Annotated in this window: 13 protein-coding genes; 11 read left to right on the top strand and 2 right to left on the bottom strand. The window is 72.6% G+C overall.

What is annotated here, in order from left to right:
• The first annotated feature begins 151 nt into the window (after window positions 1-151).
• The 5 genes from BS83_RS05025 to BS83_RS05005 all read left to right on the top strand — a co-directional run bounded on the left by BS83_RS05025 (window position 152) and on the right by BS83_RS05005 (window position 5963).
• Complete coding sequence (locus BS83_RS05025) at window positions 152-910, top strand: DUF4232 domain-containing protein (RefSeq protein ID WP_037601392.1); 759 nt, start codon at window positions 152-154, stop codon at window positions 908-910.
• Window positions 911-1466: 556 nt separating this feature from the next.
• A complete protein-coding gene (locus tag BS83_RS05020; RefSeq protein ID WP_037601390.1) occupies window positions 1467-1868 on the top strand; it encodes a hypothetical protein in 402 nt (133 codons plus the stop codon).
• Window positions 1869-2007: 139 nt separating this feature from the next.
• On the top strand, window positions 2008-2553 hold the full coding sequence (locus BS83_RS05015) for a bacterial proteasome activator family protein (RefSeq protein WP_037602642.1): 546 nt from the start codon (window positions 2008-2010) through the stop codon (window positions 2551-2553).
• Window positions 2554-2751: 198 nt separating this feature from the next.
• On the top strand, window positions 2752-4170 hold the full coding sequence (locus tag BS83_RS05010) for a protein kinase domain-containing protein (protein ID WP_084713145.1): 1419 nt from the start codon (window positions 2752-2754) through the stop codon (window positions 4168-4170).
• Window positions 4171-4442: 272 nt separating this feature from the next.
• The gene (locus tag BS83_RS05005) at window positions 4443-5963 is read left to right on the top strand and encodes a protein kinase domain-containing protein (protein WP_084713144.1); all 1521 of its coding nucleotides are present in this window, start codon (window positions 4443-4445) and stop codon (window positions 5961-5963) included.
• A gap of 46 nt (window positions 5964-6009) precedes the next feature.
• On the opposite strand, the gene BS83_RS05000 is transcribed toward BS83_RS05005, so the two are convergent.
• Together BS83_RS05000 and BS83_RS04995 are read right to left on the bottom strand one after the other, a co-directional pair.
• Window positions 6010-7065, bottom strand: a complete 1056-nt coding sequence (locus BS83_RS05000) for a phosphotransferase enzyme family protein (protein WP_084713143.1) — start codon at window positions 7063-7065, stop codon at window positions 6010-6012.
• A 67-nt stretch (window positions 7066-7132) separates the two neighbouring features.
• Window positions 7133-7789 (bottom strand): response regulator, encoded by a 657-nt coding sequence (locus BS83_RS04995; RefSeq protein ID WP_037601388.1) that lies wholly within the window; start codon window positions 7787-7789, stop codon window positions 7133-7135.
• A 250-nt stretch (window positions 7790-8039) separates the two neighbouring features.
• On the opposite strand from BS83_RS04995, the gene pdhA reads away from it, so the two are divergent.
• The 6 genes from pdhA to BS83_RS04965 all read left to right on the top strand — a co-directional run bounded on the left by pdhA (window position 8040) and on the right by BS83_RS04965 (window position 15732).
• Window positions 8040-9164, top strand: a complete 1125-nt coding sequence (pdhA, locus tag BS83_RS04990) for a pyruvate dehydrogenase (acetyl-transferring) E1 component subunit alpha (protein ID WP_051942648.1) — start codon at window positions 8040-8042, stop codon at window positions 9162-9164.
• A gap of 1 nt (window position 9165) precedes the next feature.
• Window positions 9166-10149 carry an alpha-ketoacid dehydrogenase subunit beta gene (locus BS83_RS04985; RefSeq protein ID WP_037601383.1) on the top strand — a complete coding sequence of 328 codons (984 nt, stop codon included), beginning with the start codon at window positions 9166-9168 and terminating at the stop codon, window positions 10147-10149.
• An 18-nt stretch (window positions 10150-10167) separates the two neighbouring features.
• Window positions 10168-11565: a dihydrolipoamide acetyltransferase family protein gene (locus BS83_RS04980; protein WP_037601380.1), complete on the top strand. Its 1398-nt coding sequence runs from the start codon at window positions 10168-10170 to the stop codon at window positions 11563-11565.
• Window positions 11566-11906: 341 nt separating this feature from the next.
• Window positions 11907-13031, top strand: a complete 1125-nt coding sequence (locus BS83_RS41425) for a M64 family metallopeptidase (protein WP_051942647.1) — start codon at window positions 11907-11909, stop codon at window positions 13029-13031.
• 126 nt (window positions 13032-13157) lie between these two features.
• Window positions 13158-14243, top strand: a complete 1086-nt coding sequence (locus BS83_RS41420) for a trypsin-like serine peptidase (RefSeq protein ID WP_157596919.1) — start codon at window positions 13158-13160, stop codon at window positions 14241-14243.
• 82 nt (window positions 14244-14325) lie between these two features.
• Window positions 14326-15732, top strand: a complete 1407-nt coding sequence (locus BS83_RS04965) for an MFS transporter (protein WP_051942645.1) — start codon at window positions 14326-14328, stop codon at window positions 15730-15732.
• Window positions 15733-15884: the final 152 nt, after the last annotated feature.

The raw sequence follows: 15884 nt of genomic DNA, 5'->3' as shown, positions 1-15884 counted from the left end.
CCGGACCCGCGTTCCAGGAGGGACCATCATCGCAGCTCAAGGGGGGTGGAAACGTTCCAGTGTCCCCCTTTGTGGCAGGACTGTGGCAGACGGGACGGATCAGGACGCAGGGTTGCGGCATCCCAGTCGATCACAACGAAGGATCACCATCGTGTCTCTCAGGACCACGCTCTCGTCCGCCGCCGTCGTCCTCCTCGGCTCGCTCGCCCTCACCGCCTGCCAGCCCGGCGCGACCGGCGCGTCGGGTGCGAGCACGCCGTCGCAGCAGGGCTCCGTCGCCTCCGGCGCCACCGGCGGTGCGGCGCCCGTGTCCGCGCCGTCCACCGCGAAGGGTTCCTCCTCCACGGGTTCCACCGGGGCGAGCACCGGGACGAGCACCGGCGCCGGCAGCACCGCGGGGAACGCCGGAGGCGCCGCCGGCGGCTCCGACGCGAACAGCGACAGCTACGCGTACACCCACCCCTGCTCGGGTCGGCAGGTCTCGGTGCAGGTGACCCGCCGCGACGGCGCGCCCGGCCAGCGGGTGATCGCCGTGCGCAACGTCAGCACCCACGCCTGCGGGCTGAGCTACTTCCCGCAGGTCTACCTGGACGACTCGCAGGCCTCCGGCGGCCGGATCGTCAAGCCGCTGATCCCGAGCGGCCTCGGCGGCGCCCCGGCGTATCCCGTGCACGCCGGGCAGACCGCCTACGCGGTGATCGACCTCAACCCGGGCGGCTCGAGCACCGGCGGCGTCTCCGGCATCGACGAGCTGAACGTGCTGGCCGACGGTGACCACATGCCGAACGCCGAGACCAAGAACTTCCCGCTCGGCGCCGGAGCGGTCGTCCACGGGCCGAAGCTGGGCCTCTACCGGAGCGACGTCGCCGACGCGGTCAGCTCGATGATCGGCGCGGACACCCAGTCCTGACCTGCGGTGAGCCACCGGCGCGGGCGGCCGTACGGGGCCGCCTGACCGCCGGTCGGGAGCCCGCGGCCGGATCCTGAGAAGCTGTCATCTCCCCACGCCTCGGCCGACCCGTTCGGGTACGAATCCCGCTCGCTCCGAGGTCGGACCTGAACGGCGTAACCACGCTTGCCCGGTCCGCCGACTGCTGTCCTAATTGCGTTGTATGAGCGCTTTGTCGGTATTCCAGGCAGGCGCTGCACGAGGTACCAGGGCATGCGGGGTCGTCGTCGCGGCGGGGCTTCTCGCCGGGCTTCCCTGGTGCGCCGGGCCCGCGTCGGCGAAGCAGCCTGACGTCTCGGCGAGCGGCATCACGCTGAGACTGCCGGACGGACGGTCGCTGCACTTCGTCCCCGTCCCCGCCTCCGGGTGGCCGTCGCACTCCCGTCCCCCGCACTCGGCGCCGCCGCACTCCGGTCCCACCCACGCCGGTCCCAGCCCCACCGCGCCGTCAGGATCCCCCTCCGGATCCGCGTCCGCGTCGCCCGGCGCGCCGGTCAGCGGCCTGCCGGTGCCCGTGGTGAGCTCGCTGTTCCCCTCCCCGTCCGCGAGCGGCAGTCGTCACCCGAGCTCCCCGGCGTCCGAGGACCCCGAGCGGCCGCGCGCCTCGCACCACGCCTCCGCCTCGGCCGGGCGCTCCGCCACGGCCCTGCCGACCGCCGGAGGCGACGCGGTACCGGCGCAGGACGGACAGGTCGCGGTGCAGCCCGGCCCGACCCAGCCGGACCGGCCGCAGACCAGCGTGCCGCCGCCGCTGGGGCCGCAGGCGATACTGCCGGCGGAGGACGGGGTGAAGGCACAGGTCGCCGCGGACGCGCAGCGTTCCGGGGTGCTCGGACCGCGCGGTCGTCTGCTCGGCGTCGGCCTGGCCCTGATCGGCAGCGGCGCGGCGCTCTTCGGGTGGCGCATCCGCCGTCTCTAGCGCCCGCCCGGGGGCCCGCGAGCTGGTCGGCCCGGCGGCCGCCGCCAGGATCGGCACGCACGGGATCGGAAGATCGGCGCACACTGGTTCTGGGGAATATCACGTCCCCTTGACACCCCCGTACGACAGAATGACGACCATGAACAGCCCGAGCGCCCGGCCCGAAGACAACTCCCACGTCCTGATCGTCGGTCCCGACGGCATGCCCGTCGGCGTCGGCGCGTCCGCCGAGGGCGGCGAGCCGAGGGAGCTGCCGATAACGGAGATGGTGGAGCAGCCCGCGAAGGTCATGCGGATCGGCAGCATGATCAAGCAGCTGCTGGAGGAGGTGCGCGCCGCTCCCCTCGACGAGGCCAGCCGGGTCCGGCTCAGGGAGATCCACGCCAGCTCGGTCAAGGAGCTGGAGCAGGGTCTCGCGCCCGAGCTGGTGGACGAGCTGGAGCGGCTCTCGCTCCCCTTCACCGAGAACGCCGTCCCCAGCGAGGCGGAGCTGCGCATCGCGCAGGCCCAGCTGGTCGGCTGGCTCGAGGGGCTCTTCCACGGCATCCAGACCGCGCTGTTCGCGCAGCAGATGGCCGCCCGGGCGCAGCTGGAGCAGATGCGGCGCGCGCTGCCTCCCGGTGCTCCCGGCCACGACGAGGGCGACGAGGGCCACGGCGGCATCCGTTCGGGTCCGTACCTCTAGACACGCGGCAGAGCCGAAGCAGACCCGAAGCAGAGCCGAAGCGGATCCGGTGCCAAAGAGGCGCCGGAGAGGCGTCGCCACCGCCCACGGATCCCGCTGCCGGGGCGCGAACCCTGCTGTCTCGCGCCCTGCTGGTAGCGCTAACGTTGGGCCTGACGGCGCACCAGAACGGTAGCCCGGTTGGGGGAGCGAGAGCGCATGAGTGAGCAGGGCGGCGCGGCCGGGTCCGGGCGGACGGTCGGCCACGGCCGTTACGTGCTGCGGGACTTGCTCGGTCAGGGCGGCATGGCCACGGTCCACCTGGCCGACGACTCGGTGCTGGACCGGCCGGTCGCCGTGAAGACCATGCTCGGTGAGATGAGCCGCGAGCCCTCCTTCCGCGAGCGGTTCCGCCGTGAGGCCCAGGCGGTGGCCCGGCTCAACCACACGAACATCGTCGCCGTCTACGACAGCGGCGAGGACGACTTCGACGGCACGCCGGTGCCGTTCATCGTCATGGAGTACGTCGAGGGCTCCTCGCTCAGCTCGGTGCTGCGCAAGGACATAGCCGACCACGGCGCGATGCCCACCGAGAAGGCGCTGACGATCACCGCCGACGTGCTGGCCGCGCTCGCCGCCTCGCACGAGCAGGGCCTGGTCCACCGCGACATCAAGCCCGCCAACGTCATGCTGACCAAGCGCGGCGTGGTCAAGGTGATGGACTTCGGCATCGCCCGCGCCATGCAGTCCGGGGTCACCTCGATGACCCAGACGGGCATGGTCGTCGGCACACCGCAGTACCTCTCCCCCGAGCAGGCGCTGGGCAAGAGCGTCGACGCCCGCTCCGACCTCTACTCCGTCGGCTGCCTGCTCTTCGAGCTGCTGACCGGGCGGCTGCCGTTCGAGTCCGAGTCGGCACTGGGCATGGCCTACCAGCACGTCCAGGAGACGCCGCCGGCGCCGTCGAGCATGAACGCCGCCGTCCAGCCCGCCGTGGACGCCCTGGTCGCGCGGGCCCTGCGCAAGGACCCCGCGCACCGCTTTCCCACCGCCGACGCGATGCGCGAGGAGTGTCAGCGCGTCACGCAGGCGGCGAACACCGCGGCGAACCAGCCGCAGATGCTGGTCGACGGCCCGCGGGTGGGCAATGTCGGCGGCTCCGGGCAGAACGCGGTGTTCCCGCCGGCCCAGGGGCCGCTGAACACGCCGATGCCGCCGGTGCAGACCCCGTACCCGCAGCAGCAGCAGGGCTACCCGCAGACCCCGCCGCCCTACGGGCAGCGTCCGGGCACCCCGGTGCCGGGCATGCCCTACCCGCAGACGCCGCCGCCCTACCCGCAGCGTCCGGGCACGATGACCCCGCCGCCGTTCCCCAGCAGACCCCGCCGCCGACGCCCCCGCCGTACGGTCAGCGCCCCACCCCGGCGCCGACCCCGCCGCCGTACGCGCAGCGGCCGACGCCTGCGCCGATGCCGATGGGAGCGCCGACCCCGCCGCCGTACGCGCAGCAGCAGCGGCCCACGCCGCCGCCGCGTCCCACTCCTCCTCCCTTCGTGGCGCAGGGCTCTCCGGTGCTCCCGCCCCGGCCGGGGGCCCAGCCGACCTCCGCGGCGCGCGGCTGCGGGCGGATCGCGCTGATCATGGGAATCCTGTTCCTTCTCGTCGTCGTCCTGGCGCTGATCGGATACTTCGCCTCCCAGGGGTCCAACTCCTCGGGTTCGGGGTCCTACGGAATGTCCAGGTCAGCGGCGATTTCCGTCACTCGGTCGGCCCCAGCGCCCTGACGGGCTCCGCATCGCCGGGCGGAAACCGGTAGCGTGCGAGGAGGTCTACACCCCTCATGACGGCATGACGCACGACGGCACGGCCACGAGGCACAGCACGACCACGCGGAACGATGGCGGAGAACGATGGCAGACACGCAGCACCCCCGGGACGAGGACGGCCAGGAGCCCCGACCCGGGTCCGATGCTGCGGCGTCCGACGCCGCCGCGGCGGCGGAGGCGTTCGTCACCACCACCGGACTGAGCGTCGTCGGCGAGGGCCGCTACCGGCTGGTGCGCAAGCTCGGCCGGGGCGGCATGGCGGAGGTCTTCGCCGCCGAGGACCAGCGGCTCGGCCGCACCGTCGCGATCAAGGTGCTCCGGCCCGAGCTGGCCGAGGACACGATCGCGCGCACCCGGTTCACCCGTGAGGCCCACTCCGTCGCCTCGCTGAACCACCACGCCGTCGTCGCGGTCTACGACACCGGCGAGGAGGCGCAGGGCGCGGAGACCGTGCCCTACATCGTGATGGAGCTGGTCGAGGGCCACACGGTCCGCGAACTGCTGCAGAGCGAGGAGCCGCCGCCGGTCGACCAGGCACTGATCATCACCGCCGGGATCCTGGAGGCGCTCGCCTACAGCCACCGGCACGGGATCGTGCACCGCGACATCAAGCCGGCGAACGTGATCATCACCAACACCGGCGCGGTCAAGGTGATGGACTTCGGCATCGCCCGGGCGCTGACCGGCGTGGCCTCGACGATGACCCAGACCGGCATGGTCATGGGCACCCCGCAGTACCTCTCGCCCGAGCAGGCGCTGGGCAAGGCCGTCGACCACCGCTCCGACCTCTACGCGACCGGCTGCATGCTCTACGAGCTGCTGACCCTGCGCCCGCCGTTCACCGGCGACACGCCGCTCTCGGTGGTCTACCAGCACGTCCAGGACAACCCGGTGCCGCCCTCGCAGGCGAACCCGCGGGTCCCGGCCTCGCTGGACGCGCTGGTGCTGCGGGCGCTGGCGAAGGACCCGGACGACCGCTTCCAGTCGGCCGACGAGATGCGGGCCCACATCCAGCACGCCCTGCGCCAGATGCACGGCGCCACCGCGGCCACCCAGATCCTCGCGCCGCTGCCGCCGGTGACGGCGACCGCGCCGACGACCGTGCTGCCCGCCTCCGGCGTGCCGGCCGACGGCGCCGGCAGCACCCAGGTGATCGGCGCGGTGACGCCGCCCCCACCGGGGTACGTCGACACCTACGACGACGAGAACGAGGGCGGCGGCCGACGCGGGCTCTTCGCGGTGATCGCGGTGCTGGTCGTCGCGGCGGCGATCGCCATCGGCGTGGCCCTGGCGATGAACGGCGGTGGCGGCGGAGGCGGCGGAGCCCCGACCACCCCCAGCGTCACGGTGACCGAGACGACCACGTCCCAGCCGACGCCGACTCCCACGCCGACCCCGACGCCGACTCCCACGCCGACGCCGACTCCCACGCCGACCCCGACGCCGACTCCCACACCGACGCCGACTCCCACGCCGACCCCGACGCCGACTCCCACACCGACGCCGACCCCGACGCCGACTCCCACGCCGACCCCCACACCGACGCCGACCCCGACGCCGAGCAGCAACGCGGGCGGCACGCCCACCGCGCACGCGACGGCGTAGCCACGCGCGGCAGCGCCCCTGGGCAGTGCGACGCACCCGGCACAGATCAGTTCACGTAGGCGTCGCGGACCTGCTCGTACTCCTCGGACCACCAGACGATCTGGGCCGCCGCCGCGGGGAACAGCGCGCTGGCGCGGTCGTCGCGGCGGGTGTAGCGCCAGCGGAGCATCCAGAAGTCGTTGAGGCGCTCCCACCAGACGCGGTGGACGGCGGCGGCGAGCTGCTCCGACGTGCAGCCCGAGGCGACCCGGTAGGCGCGGGCGTAGGCGCGGACCCTGGCCAGGTCCAGGACGCCGCTGTGCTCGTCGCAGAAGAACTGCGTCGCCGCCCTGACCGCCTCCTCGGCGACGGGTTTGACGCCCAGGCGGTCCCAGTCCAGCACCGCGACCGGCCGGTCGTCCCGGTAGAGCAGGTTGAGCGGGTGGAAGTCTCCGTGCACCCAGCCGGCCGGCGGCGCACCGCGCGGCCCGGGGCGGCGGTGCGCGTGGGAGGTGACCAGGGCCCGTCGTTCCCGCAGCCGGTGTTCCGCCAGCGCGTCGAAGGGTTCGCGGGGGGCGCGGGCGCGGGCCGCGCGCATCAGCTCGTCGATGGTGCGCCGGGTCTCGTCGGGGTCCGCACTGGGCCAGGGCGTCGCGTCCTGGCAGGGGGGCCGCAGGCGTCGCAGCTGCGTGTGGATGCCGCCGAGCAGAGCGCCCAGCTCGGCGCAGGCGCTCGTCGGCAGGCCGCTGCCGGTCCTGGGCGGGGCGCCCTCGACGAAGGGGAAGAGGGCGTAGCGCCGTCCGCGCTGCAGCACCAGCGTGCGACCGTCCGCGGCGGCCACCGGGGGGACCGTCGGCAGGCCCGCGTCGGCCAGGGCCGCGATGGTGCGGTGCTGGTCGGCGATCGCGCCGCTGGAGGCGCGGCCGGCGTCGTCCAGGTACTGCTTGAGCACCCAGGTGCGGCCGTCGTCCGTGCCGACCAGCCAGACCCGGTTCAGCAGGCCGTGCGCGGTGCGTTCGGCGGCCACGGCGCGGCCCACGTCGAAGCGGGCGAGAACCAGGTCGAGCCAGCCCGGAACGACCGATAATCCCCTGCTCGGCGCGACAGTTTGACTCTGCGTCACGGGGCAGATGCTACTGCCGGGGCGGGTCGGGACCGCCGAGCTGATCTTCGCTGACCTTCTCTGACCGTCAGCCTTCGGTCGCGTGCATCTTGGCGACGTAGGCGGCGGCCTGGGTGCGCCTTTCCATGCCCAGTTTGGCCAGCAGGCTGGAGACGTAGTTCTTGACCGTCTTCTCGGCCAGGTGCAGCTCGCCACCGATCTGCCGGTTGGTCATGCCCTCTCCTATCAGGTCGAGGATCCTGCGCTCCTGCTTGGTCAGCCCGGACAGCCGCTCGTCCTCCTTCTGGCCGCCGTCACGCAGCCGCTCCAGCACCCGGGAGGTCGCGACCGGGTCGAGCAGCGACTTGCCCGCCGCCACGTCGCGCACCGCGGACAGCAGGTCCGTGCCGCGGATCGCCTTCAGGACGTAGCCGCTGGCGCCGGCCATGATCGCGTCGAAGAGCGCCTCGTCGTCGGAGAACGAGGTGAGCATCAGGCACTTGATCTCCGGCTGCTGGGAGCGGATCTCCCGGCAGACCTCCACGCCGCTGCCGTCGGGCAGCCGTACGTCCAGAACGGCGACGTCGGGGCGGGTGGCCGGGATGCGGTTCAGCGCCTCGGCGGCGGTGCCGGCCTCGCCGACGACCTCGACGTCGGACTCCAGTGAGAGCAGCTCGTGGACGCCGCGACGTACCACTTCGTGGTCATCGAGGAGGAAAACACGGATTTGTCCTGTTTCGCTCATGGAACCAGACTCGCATATGGCCATCGGCTCCGCCGGATGCCTGGGTGGTTCGTCCGGTTTTGGGAGAGTGCGTGGTACTTGGACGTCCTACGACAGAAGCGATAGGGGCTTCCCATAGGTAACGTTCTCTAAGAGGATCAGGGCACACCTAACCGCCGATCCGAAGCTCGCGCACACCCACAGCGAGAGCGCACGGTGCTTGGCGACCGGACCGGAAGCCGGCAACCCCGGAGGCCGGACAGACCGAGGAGTGAACGTGACCGTCGAGAGCACGGCGGGGGCGGCGACCGCTGCCCCGGAGCTGGTGCAGCTGCTCACCCCCGAAGGGGAGCGAGTCGAGCACCCGCGCTTCTCCCTGGAGACATCTCCGGAAGAGCTGCGCTCCATCTATCGAGACCTGGTCCTGGTCCGCCGCTTCGACAGCGAGGCCACCTCGCTGCAGCGCCAGGGCGAGCTCGGCCTCTGGGCCTCCCTGCTGGGACAGGAGGCCGCCCAGGTCGGCTCGGGCCGCGCACAGCGTCCCGGCGACTACGCCTTCCCCACGTACCGCGAGCACGGCGTCGCCTGGTGCAAGGGCGTCGACCCGCTGAACCTGCTCGGCATGTTCCGCGGCGTGAACCACGGCGGCTGGGACCCGAACGAGAAGAACTTCCACCTCTACACCATCGTCATCGGCTCGCAGACACTGCACGCGACCGGCTACGCGATGGGCATCACCAAGGACGGCTCCGACGACGCCGTGGTCGCCTACTTCGGCGACGGCGCGTCCAGCCAGGGCGACGTCAACGAGGCCTTCACCTTCGCCTCCGTCTACAACGCCCCGGTGGTCTTCTTCTGCCAGAACAACCAGTGGGCCATCTCCGAGCCCACCGAGCGCCAGACCCGCGTCCCGCTCTACCAGCGCGCCGCCGGCTTCGGCTTCCCGGGCGTCCGGGTGGACGGCAACGACGTGCTGGCCTGTCTCGCGGTGACCCGCTGGGCGCTGGACCGCGCCCGCGCCGGCGAGGGCCCGACGCTGATCGAGGCCTTCACCTACCGCATGGGCGCGCACACCACCTCCGACGACCCGACCCGCTACCGGATCGCGGACGAGCTGGAGGAGTGGAAGCTCAAGGACCCGATCGAGCGGGTCAAGGCCTACCTGGTCCGCGAGGGCTGGGCGGACCAGGAGTTCTTCGACGCGCTCGAGGCCGAGAGCGAGCAGCTCGCCCGCCGCGTGCGCGAGGGCGTCCGCACCATGCCGGACCCGGACCCGTCCTCGATCTTCGAGAACGTCTACGCCGAGGGCCACGCGCTCGTGGACGAGGAGCGCGCGCAGTACCTGGCGTACGCCGCGTCCTTCGACGGCTCCGAAGAGGTTGGGGAGGGCCGCTGAGATGGCTTCCGAGAACTACACGATGGTGAAGGCCCTCAACGAGGCGCTCCGGCGCTCGATGGAGGCCGACCCGAAGACCCTGGTCATGGGCGAGGACGTGGGCCGTCTCGGCGGCGTCTTCCGGGTCACCGACGGACTGCACAAGGACTTCGGCGACGCCCGGGTCATCGACACCCCGCTGGCCGAGTCCGGCATCATGGGCACCGCGATCGGCCTGGCGCTGCGCGGCTACCGCCCGGTGGTGGAGATCCAGTTCGACGGCTTCGTCTACCCGGCGTTCGACCAGATCGTCACCCAGCTGGCCAAGATGCACGCCCGTGCGCTGGGCCACATCAAGCTGCCGATCACCGTGCGCATCCCGTTCGCGGGCGGCATCGGCGCGGTCGAGCATCACAGCGAGTCGCACGAGGCGTACTTCGCGCACACGGCCGGCCTCAAGGTCGTCGCGCCGTCGAACCCGCTGGACGCGCACTGGATGCTGCGCCAGGCGATCGCCTCGGACGACCCGGTCATCTTCCTGGAGCCGAAGCGCCGCTACTGGGACAAGGGATCCGTGGACCCGCTGGGCGAGGCCCCGGCCCCGCTGCACGCCGCCCGCGTGGCGCGTCCGGGTCGAGACCTCACCCTGATCGCCTACGGCCCGATGGTGAAGGTCTGCCTGGAGGCGGCCGAGGCCGCCGCCGAGGACGGCACCCAGCTGGAGGTCGTCGACCTGCGCTCGCTCTCCCCGGTGGACTTCGACGCGCTGGAGGCCTCCGTCAAGCGGACCGGCCGCGCGGTCGTCGTGCACGAGGCGCCCGTCTTCATGGGCATGGGCGCGGAGCTCGCGGCGCGGATCACCGAGCGTTGCTTCTACTCGCTGGAGGCTCCCGTGCTGCGAGTGGGCGGCTACTTCGCGCCGTACCCGCCGTCGCGCGTCGAGGAGACCTTCCTGCCGGACCTGGACCGGGTGCTCGACGCTGTCGACCGCGCCCTCGCCTTCTGACGGGGGATGGAGAGCACGATGAGCACTGCGGTAGGGAATGTCCGTCAGTTCAAGATGCCCGACGTGGGCGAGGGACTGACTGAGGCCGAGATCCTCAAGTGGTACGTCCAGCCGGGCGACACGGTCGCCGACGGCCAGGTCGTCTGCGAGGTGGAGACGGCGAAGGCGGCCGTCGAGCTGCCGATCCCCTTCGACGGGGTGGTCCAGGAGCTGTTCTTCGCCGAGGGCGTCACGGTCGACGTCGGCACGGCGATCATCAGCGTCGCGGTGAGCGGGGGCTCGGCCGCGGCCGAGCCCGAGGCGGAGGCCGCCCCGGCCGCCGCCGTCGCGGAGGAGCCCGAGCCGGAACGGCGCGAGGTGCTGGTCGGCTACGGCCCGCGCTCGGGTTCGTCGCGCCGTCGCGCCCGCAAGGCGCCGGCCGCGGACAAGCCGATCGTCGTCGCCTCGGGGCCCGAGGCGACGTACTACGCCCCCAAGGCGGCCGAGCCGGTCGTCTCGGCACCGGTCGTCGTGGGCGAGCGTCCGCTGGCGAAGCCGCCGGTGCGGAAGCTGGCCAAGGACCTCGGCGTGGACCTGGCGGCCGTCCGGCCGACGGGCCCGAACGGCACGGTCACCCGCGAGGACGTGCACGCGCACGTCACCGTCCCGGCTCCGGCCGTGGCGGCTTCGGTGGCGGCCGAGCCGGTCGCGGCAGCCCCCGTGGTCTCCGCGGTGGGCGACACCCGGGTCCCGATCAAGGGCGTGCGCAAGGCGACGGCGGCGGCGATGGTCGCCTCGGCGTTCACCGCGCCGCACGTGACGGAGTGGGTCCAGGTGGACGTCACCCGCACGATGAACCTGGTCAGGAAGCTCAAGGAGTCCGGCGAGCTGGGCGCGGGCGTCCGCGTCAGCCCGCTGCTGCTGGTCGCCAAGGCGCTGCTGACGGCGATCCGCCGACACCCGGAGATCAACGCCAGCTGGGACGAGGCCAACCAGGAGATCGTGCACAAGCGCGCGATCAACCTGGGGATCGCGGCGGCGACGCCGCGCGGCCTGATCGTCCCGAACATCAAGGACGCGGGCAGCCAGTCGCTCTCCGAGCTGGCCCAGTCCCTGACGGCGCTGATCGAGGTCGCCCGCGAGGGCAAGACGCCTCCGGCGGCGATGCAGGGCGGCACGGTGACCATCACCAACGTCGGCGTCTTCGGCGTCGACAGCGGCACCCCGATCCTGAACCCCGGCGAAGCCGCGATCCTGGCCTTCGGCCAGGTCCGCGAACTCCCCTGGGTCCACAAGGGCCGCGTGGTCCCGCGCCTGGTGACGACGCTGGCGCTCTCCTTCGACCACCGCATGGTCGACGGCGAGCTCGGCTCCAAGGTCCTCGCGGACACCGCGGCGATCCTGGAACAGCCCAAGCGCCTCATCAGCTGGGGCTGACGCTCCGCGCTGCAAGGTGCGCTTCGCGTCGGCGGGGCTGTTGCACGACCAAAGGGGCGCGAGGCTCTGCTGATGTGCGCCTCCGGCGCGTGGGCGCGACCAGGTTGGTGCGCTTCGCGTCGGCGGGCCAGCGGCGACACCAGAGGGGCGCGAGGAACTGCGGCGACTCCCCACCCCGGGTGGGGAGTCGCCGAGTGGGCAGGGCCATCCGGACAGGGTGGTCGCTCGCGCAGTTCCTCGCGCCCCTGATGGTTGCCCGGGTGCAGTAAGTGGCGCGCTCCTGGGGGTGAAGGGGGCGGGCGGGGGGTATGGCGCCGAGCGACCCGCGGTAGCGATCCGCCGTGTCGCGACGCCTTGCCACCGTTCTGTCCGTACTCGCCGTGCTGCTCGCGGGCTGCACGCCCGCCTCCGCCGCTCCCGCGCGCGCCGCCGTCGTCGGGACGGTGACGCTCGTCGACAACGGGCCGGCCGCCAACCGGATCACCCTGGTGCTCATCGGTGACGGCTACACCGCCGGCGACCTCCCGCGCTTCCGCGCGCAAGCCGCCGCGACCTGGCGGGCGTTGAGCTCGGTCGAGCCGTTTCGGACCTACGCGCCGTTCTTCGACGTCCGGCGCGTCGACCTGGTCTCGCCGGAGTCCGGGCTGGGCCCGGACTCACCGCTCGGCATGCACTTCGGCTGCGGCGGAACGCCGCGGCTGCTCTGCGCGGACGAGGCCGCCGTCTCGCACTACGTCGGGCCGGCCGTGGGGCCGGAGTACGTGATCGCGCTGGCCGACTCCACCGCCTACGGCGGGGCCGGCGGCAGCGGGGTGACCACGCTGTCCGCCGGGGCGAAGGACGCGGGCTCGATCATCCAGCACGAGATGGGCCACACCGTCGGCGGCCTCGGCGACGAGTACGACGCCGCGCCGGGCGGGCAGTCCGACTTCCCCAACCTCTCCACCCAGGACGCCTCCGCGATGACCTCCGCGCACGCGAAGTGGTGGCGCTGGCTCGGCGCGGCGGACCCCAGCGGCGGGGTGGTCGGCGCCTACCGGAGCGCGAACGGGCTCTACCGGCCCACCCAGAACTCGATCATGCGGCGGCTCGGCGGCGTCTACAACCTGCCCTGCCGCGAGGCCGTCATCGAGGCGCTGTACCGCAGGCTGAACTCCATCGACGCCGCCGCCCCCGCGCCCCGGGCGGGACCTGTCGCTCCCGGCCGGACGCTGACCGTGACCCCGCTGCCGCTGGCCGGCGGTCGCCGACTGACCGTCAGATGGACGGTCGGCGGCCGTCCCGCGCCCAGCGCGGCCCTGCGCGACGACGGGCTCGGGCTGGACACCGGCGCGCTCGGTCTCGGGCCGCACTGCCGTGCCTTCGTCCGGGCCACGGTCGTCGACCGGACCGACTGGGTCAGGGACGAGAGGTTCCGTCAGGCGCGCATGCGTGCGAGCGCCGTCTGGCTGGTCGGTTCCTTCTGACCGCTTGCTGCTCCAGAGGGATCACACAAGGTCAAGTTCTGCTAACGGGCGGTGTGACGATCGAGGGCGACAGGCAGTCATATGAGAGTGTGTGCAGACAAGTAGGCGAAGGTAGGGGGACTGTCGGTGGGCGAGCGTAGTCGCGGTCGTGCTCTGGGACTGAAGGCGGCCGTCGGCGGACTCGTGGCGCTGGGCGTGCTGGGAGCGGTCTTCGCACCGTCCGCGCTCGGCGCCAGTTCCGGGGCGTCGGAGCCGGTCGTCGCCTCGCAGTCCAAGGCCGCAGTGGGAGTCGTGGGCGCGGGCGGGGCCGCGGGCGCGTCCGGTGTCGCGGTGCCGGGTACCGGCTCGATGGCGGTCGCGCCGCGGATCGCCGCCACCTCCTCCGCCGACTGGAACGTGGCGGCCGCCACGAAGTTCTGGACCACCGCGCGGCTCGACTCGGCCACCCCCGTCGGCGGCTCGTCCGCGGCGGTCAGGAGCGGCCGGGCCGCGGTGGCCGGCAAGGCGCCGCAGGCGGTCACGGCGAACATGGCCTACTCGTACCACTTCGCCGGCACCCCGACGACGGGCGTCATCTTCTACCGCTCGACCGGGGACCTGACGACGCACTACTGCACCGCCAGCGTGGTCAACAGCGCCCACGGCAACATGATCGTCATGGCCGCGCACTGCAACCCGGGCTCGTGGATGGCCTATGTGCCGGACTACAAGCACGGCCTGTCGGCGGCCAAGCAGCCCTACGGCATCTGGCCGGTGACCAAGGTCTTCAAGGACGCCCACTTCACCAGCTCCTACGGCGCGCCCAGCGACTACGACTACGCCTTCGCCCAGGTCGCCAACAACGCCCAGGGCAAGACCGTGCAGAGTGTCACCGGCGGAAACTGGCTCACCCGCACGTCGAGCTACTACCTCTACGTGACGGTGCTCGGCTACCCGAAGATCACCGCGGACAGCGCCGACTCGGCCATCCGCTGCACGCCGAAGGTACGCACCAGCAAGCTGGCCGGCTACCGGCAGATGGTGACCTACTGCACCGGCTTCTACGGCGGCACCTCCGGCGGTCCGTGGATCACTTACTTCAACGGCAAGAGCGGCTGGATCGTCGGCCTCACCGGCGGCGAGGACGCCGGCGGCCCGAACAGCTGGACCAGCTACAGCCCGATCTTCGACGACCGCATCTTCAGCCTCTTCTCCTACGCGCAGGCCCACTGACCTGCGGCTGAACCGTACGCCCCGGGGTCGGGCGGACCGCGCCGCCGGGACGGATTCGTCCTACCAATAGGATGGGCGCATCATGACAGCCGACCCTGCCGCCGCCCCGGGCGCCGCCGTGCCCACCGTCGCAGCCGCCGAGGGCGTGGCGACGGCCGTCACGGTGCGCCGCGAGCCGCCGGGCGGCCGGGCGGCGTGGACCGCGTGGGGCATCGGGGTCACGGTCTACGTGCTGGCCGTGGTCCACCGCACCAGCCTCGGCGTGGCCGGGCTGGACGCGGCCGCACGGTTCGGGATCAACGCCTCCGCGCTCTCGACCTTCTCCATCCTCCAGGTCCTGGTCTACGCGAGCATGCAGATACCGGTCGGCCTGCTCGTCGACCGCCACGGCCCGCGCCGGATCCTCAGCGCGGGCCTCGTGCTGCTCACGGCCGGGCAGCTCGGCTTCGCGCTGGCCACGTCCTTCACCCCGGCGCTGCTCGCCCGCGGCGTGCTGGGCTGCGGCGACGCGATGACCTTCGTCAGCGTGCTGCGGATCGGCGCACGCTGGTTCCCGGTCTTCCGCAACCCGTTCATCGCGCAGCTGACCGGGTTGGTCGGCACCATGGGCAATCTGGTCAGCACGATGGTGCTCTCCCAGGTCCTGCACAGCGCCGGCTGGACGCCGACCTTCGCCACGACGGCGCTGCTGGGCGTCGGCGTGCTGGCCCTGGTCCTGCTGGCGCTGCGCGAGACGCCGGAGAGCGCGGCGCGCGAACCGCTGTTCGCGCGGCGGCGCGCGGTCGACGCTCCTGACCGGGCCAGGGGCTTCTCGCTGCGCGAGCAGATCCGTGCCGCCTGGAGCGAGCCGGGGACCCGGCTGGGCATGTGGGTGCACTTCACGACGGCGTTCCCCGCGTCCAGCTTTCTGCTGCTCTGGGGCATGCCCTTCCTGATGGAGGGGCAGGGCATGTCCCGTGCGGCCGCCAGCGGGATGCTGAGCCTGGTGATCGTCGCGGGCATGGGCTTCTCGGTGCTGTTCGGCCAGCTGATGTCCCGCCGCCCGGGCCTGCGGACGCCGACGGTCTTCCTGGTGGTGCTGGTGACCGGCGGCGTCTGGGGCCTGGTCCTGGCCTGGCCGGGCGGGCACGTGCCGGTCTGGCTGCTGGTCGCCCTGGTCGTGGTGATGGGCAGCAACGGCCCGGCCTCACTGATCGGCCTCGACTACGCCCGCCCGGTCAACCCGCCGGAGCGGATCGGCACGGCGTCGGGCATCGTCAACATGGGCGGATTCATCGCCGCGGTTCTGGCCCTCTTCCTGATCGGCCTCGTCCTCGACGCGACGACGTCGGGCTCCGCCGCGACGTACACCCCGTCGGCGTTCCGTGCCGCGTTCACCACGCTGTACGCCCCGATGGCCCTGGGCCTCTTCCAGATCCTCCGCCTCCGCCGCGCCGCGCTCCGCCGCGAGAGCCAGCTGATCCCCCAGCCCCGCGCCGCGGGCGCATAAAGGGGCGATAGCAACCACCCGGTGCGGATGGCCCTCCGCGTCGAGGACCATCCGCACGCGGGAGGGGGTACCTCCCGGCCGAAGGCTGGGGGCTTGCCGCGCACGCAGTTGATCAAGCAGAGCCCCGCGCCCCTGAGGCAGTGCAACTGCCC

It is taken from the genome of Streptacidiphilus rugosus AM-16 (assembly GCF_000744655.1).
In the GTDB taxonomy this organism is placed as follows: domain Bacteria; phylum Actinomycetota; class Actinomycetes; order Streptomycetales; family Streptomycetaceae; genus Streptacidiphilus; species Streptacidiphilus rugosus.
The sequence above is the reverse complement of the archived record's forward strand: the minus strand, read 5'-3'. Positions and strand labels throughout refer to the sequence as shown.

Bases quoted from the DNA above. Each gene is read 5' to 3' on its own strand.
- BS83_RS05015 (WP_037602642.1), top strand. From the start codon at position 2,008: ATGAACAGCCCGAGCGCCCGGCCCGAAGACAACTCCCACGTCCTGATC.
- BS83_RS05010 (WP_084713145.1), top strand. From the start codon at position 2,752: ATGAGTGAGCAGGGCGGCGCGGCCGGGTCCGGGCGGACGGTCGGCCAC.
- BS83_RS05005 (WP_084713144.1), top strand. From the start codon at position 4,443: ATGGCAGACACGCAGCACCCCCGGGACGAGGACGGCCAGGAGCCCCGA.
- BS83_RS04995 (WP_037601388.1), bottom strand. From the start codon at position 7,789: ATGAGCGAAACAGGACAAATCCGTGTTTTCCTCCTCGATGACCACGAA.
- BS83_RS04985 (WP_037601383.1), top strand. From the start codon at position 9,166: ATGGCTTCCGAGAACTACACGATGGTGAAGGCCCTCAACGAGGCGCTC.
- BS83_RS04980 (WP_037601380.1), top strand. From the start codon at position 10,168: ATGAGCACTGCGGTAGGGAATGTCCGTCAGTTCAAGATGCCCGACGTG.
- BS83_RS04965 (WP_051942645.1), top strand. From the start codon at position 14,326: ATGACAGCCGACCCTGCCGCCGCCCCGGGCGCCGCCGTGCCCACCGTC.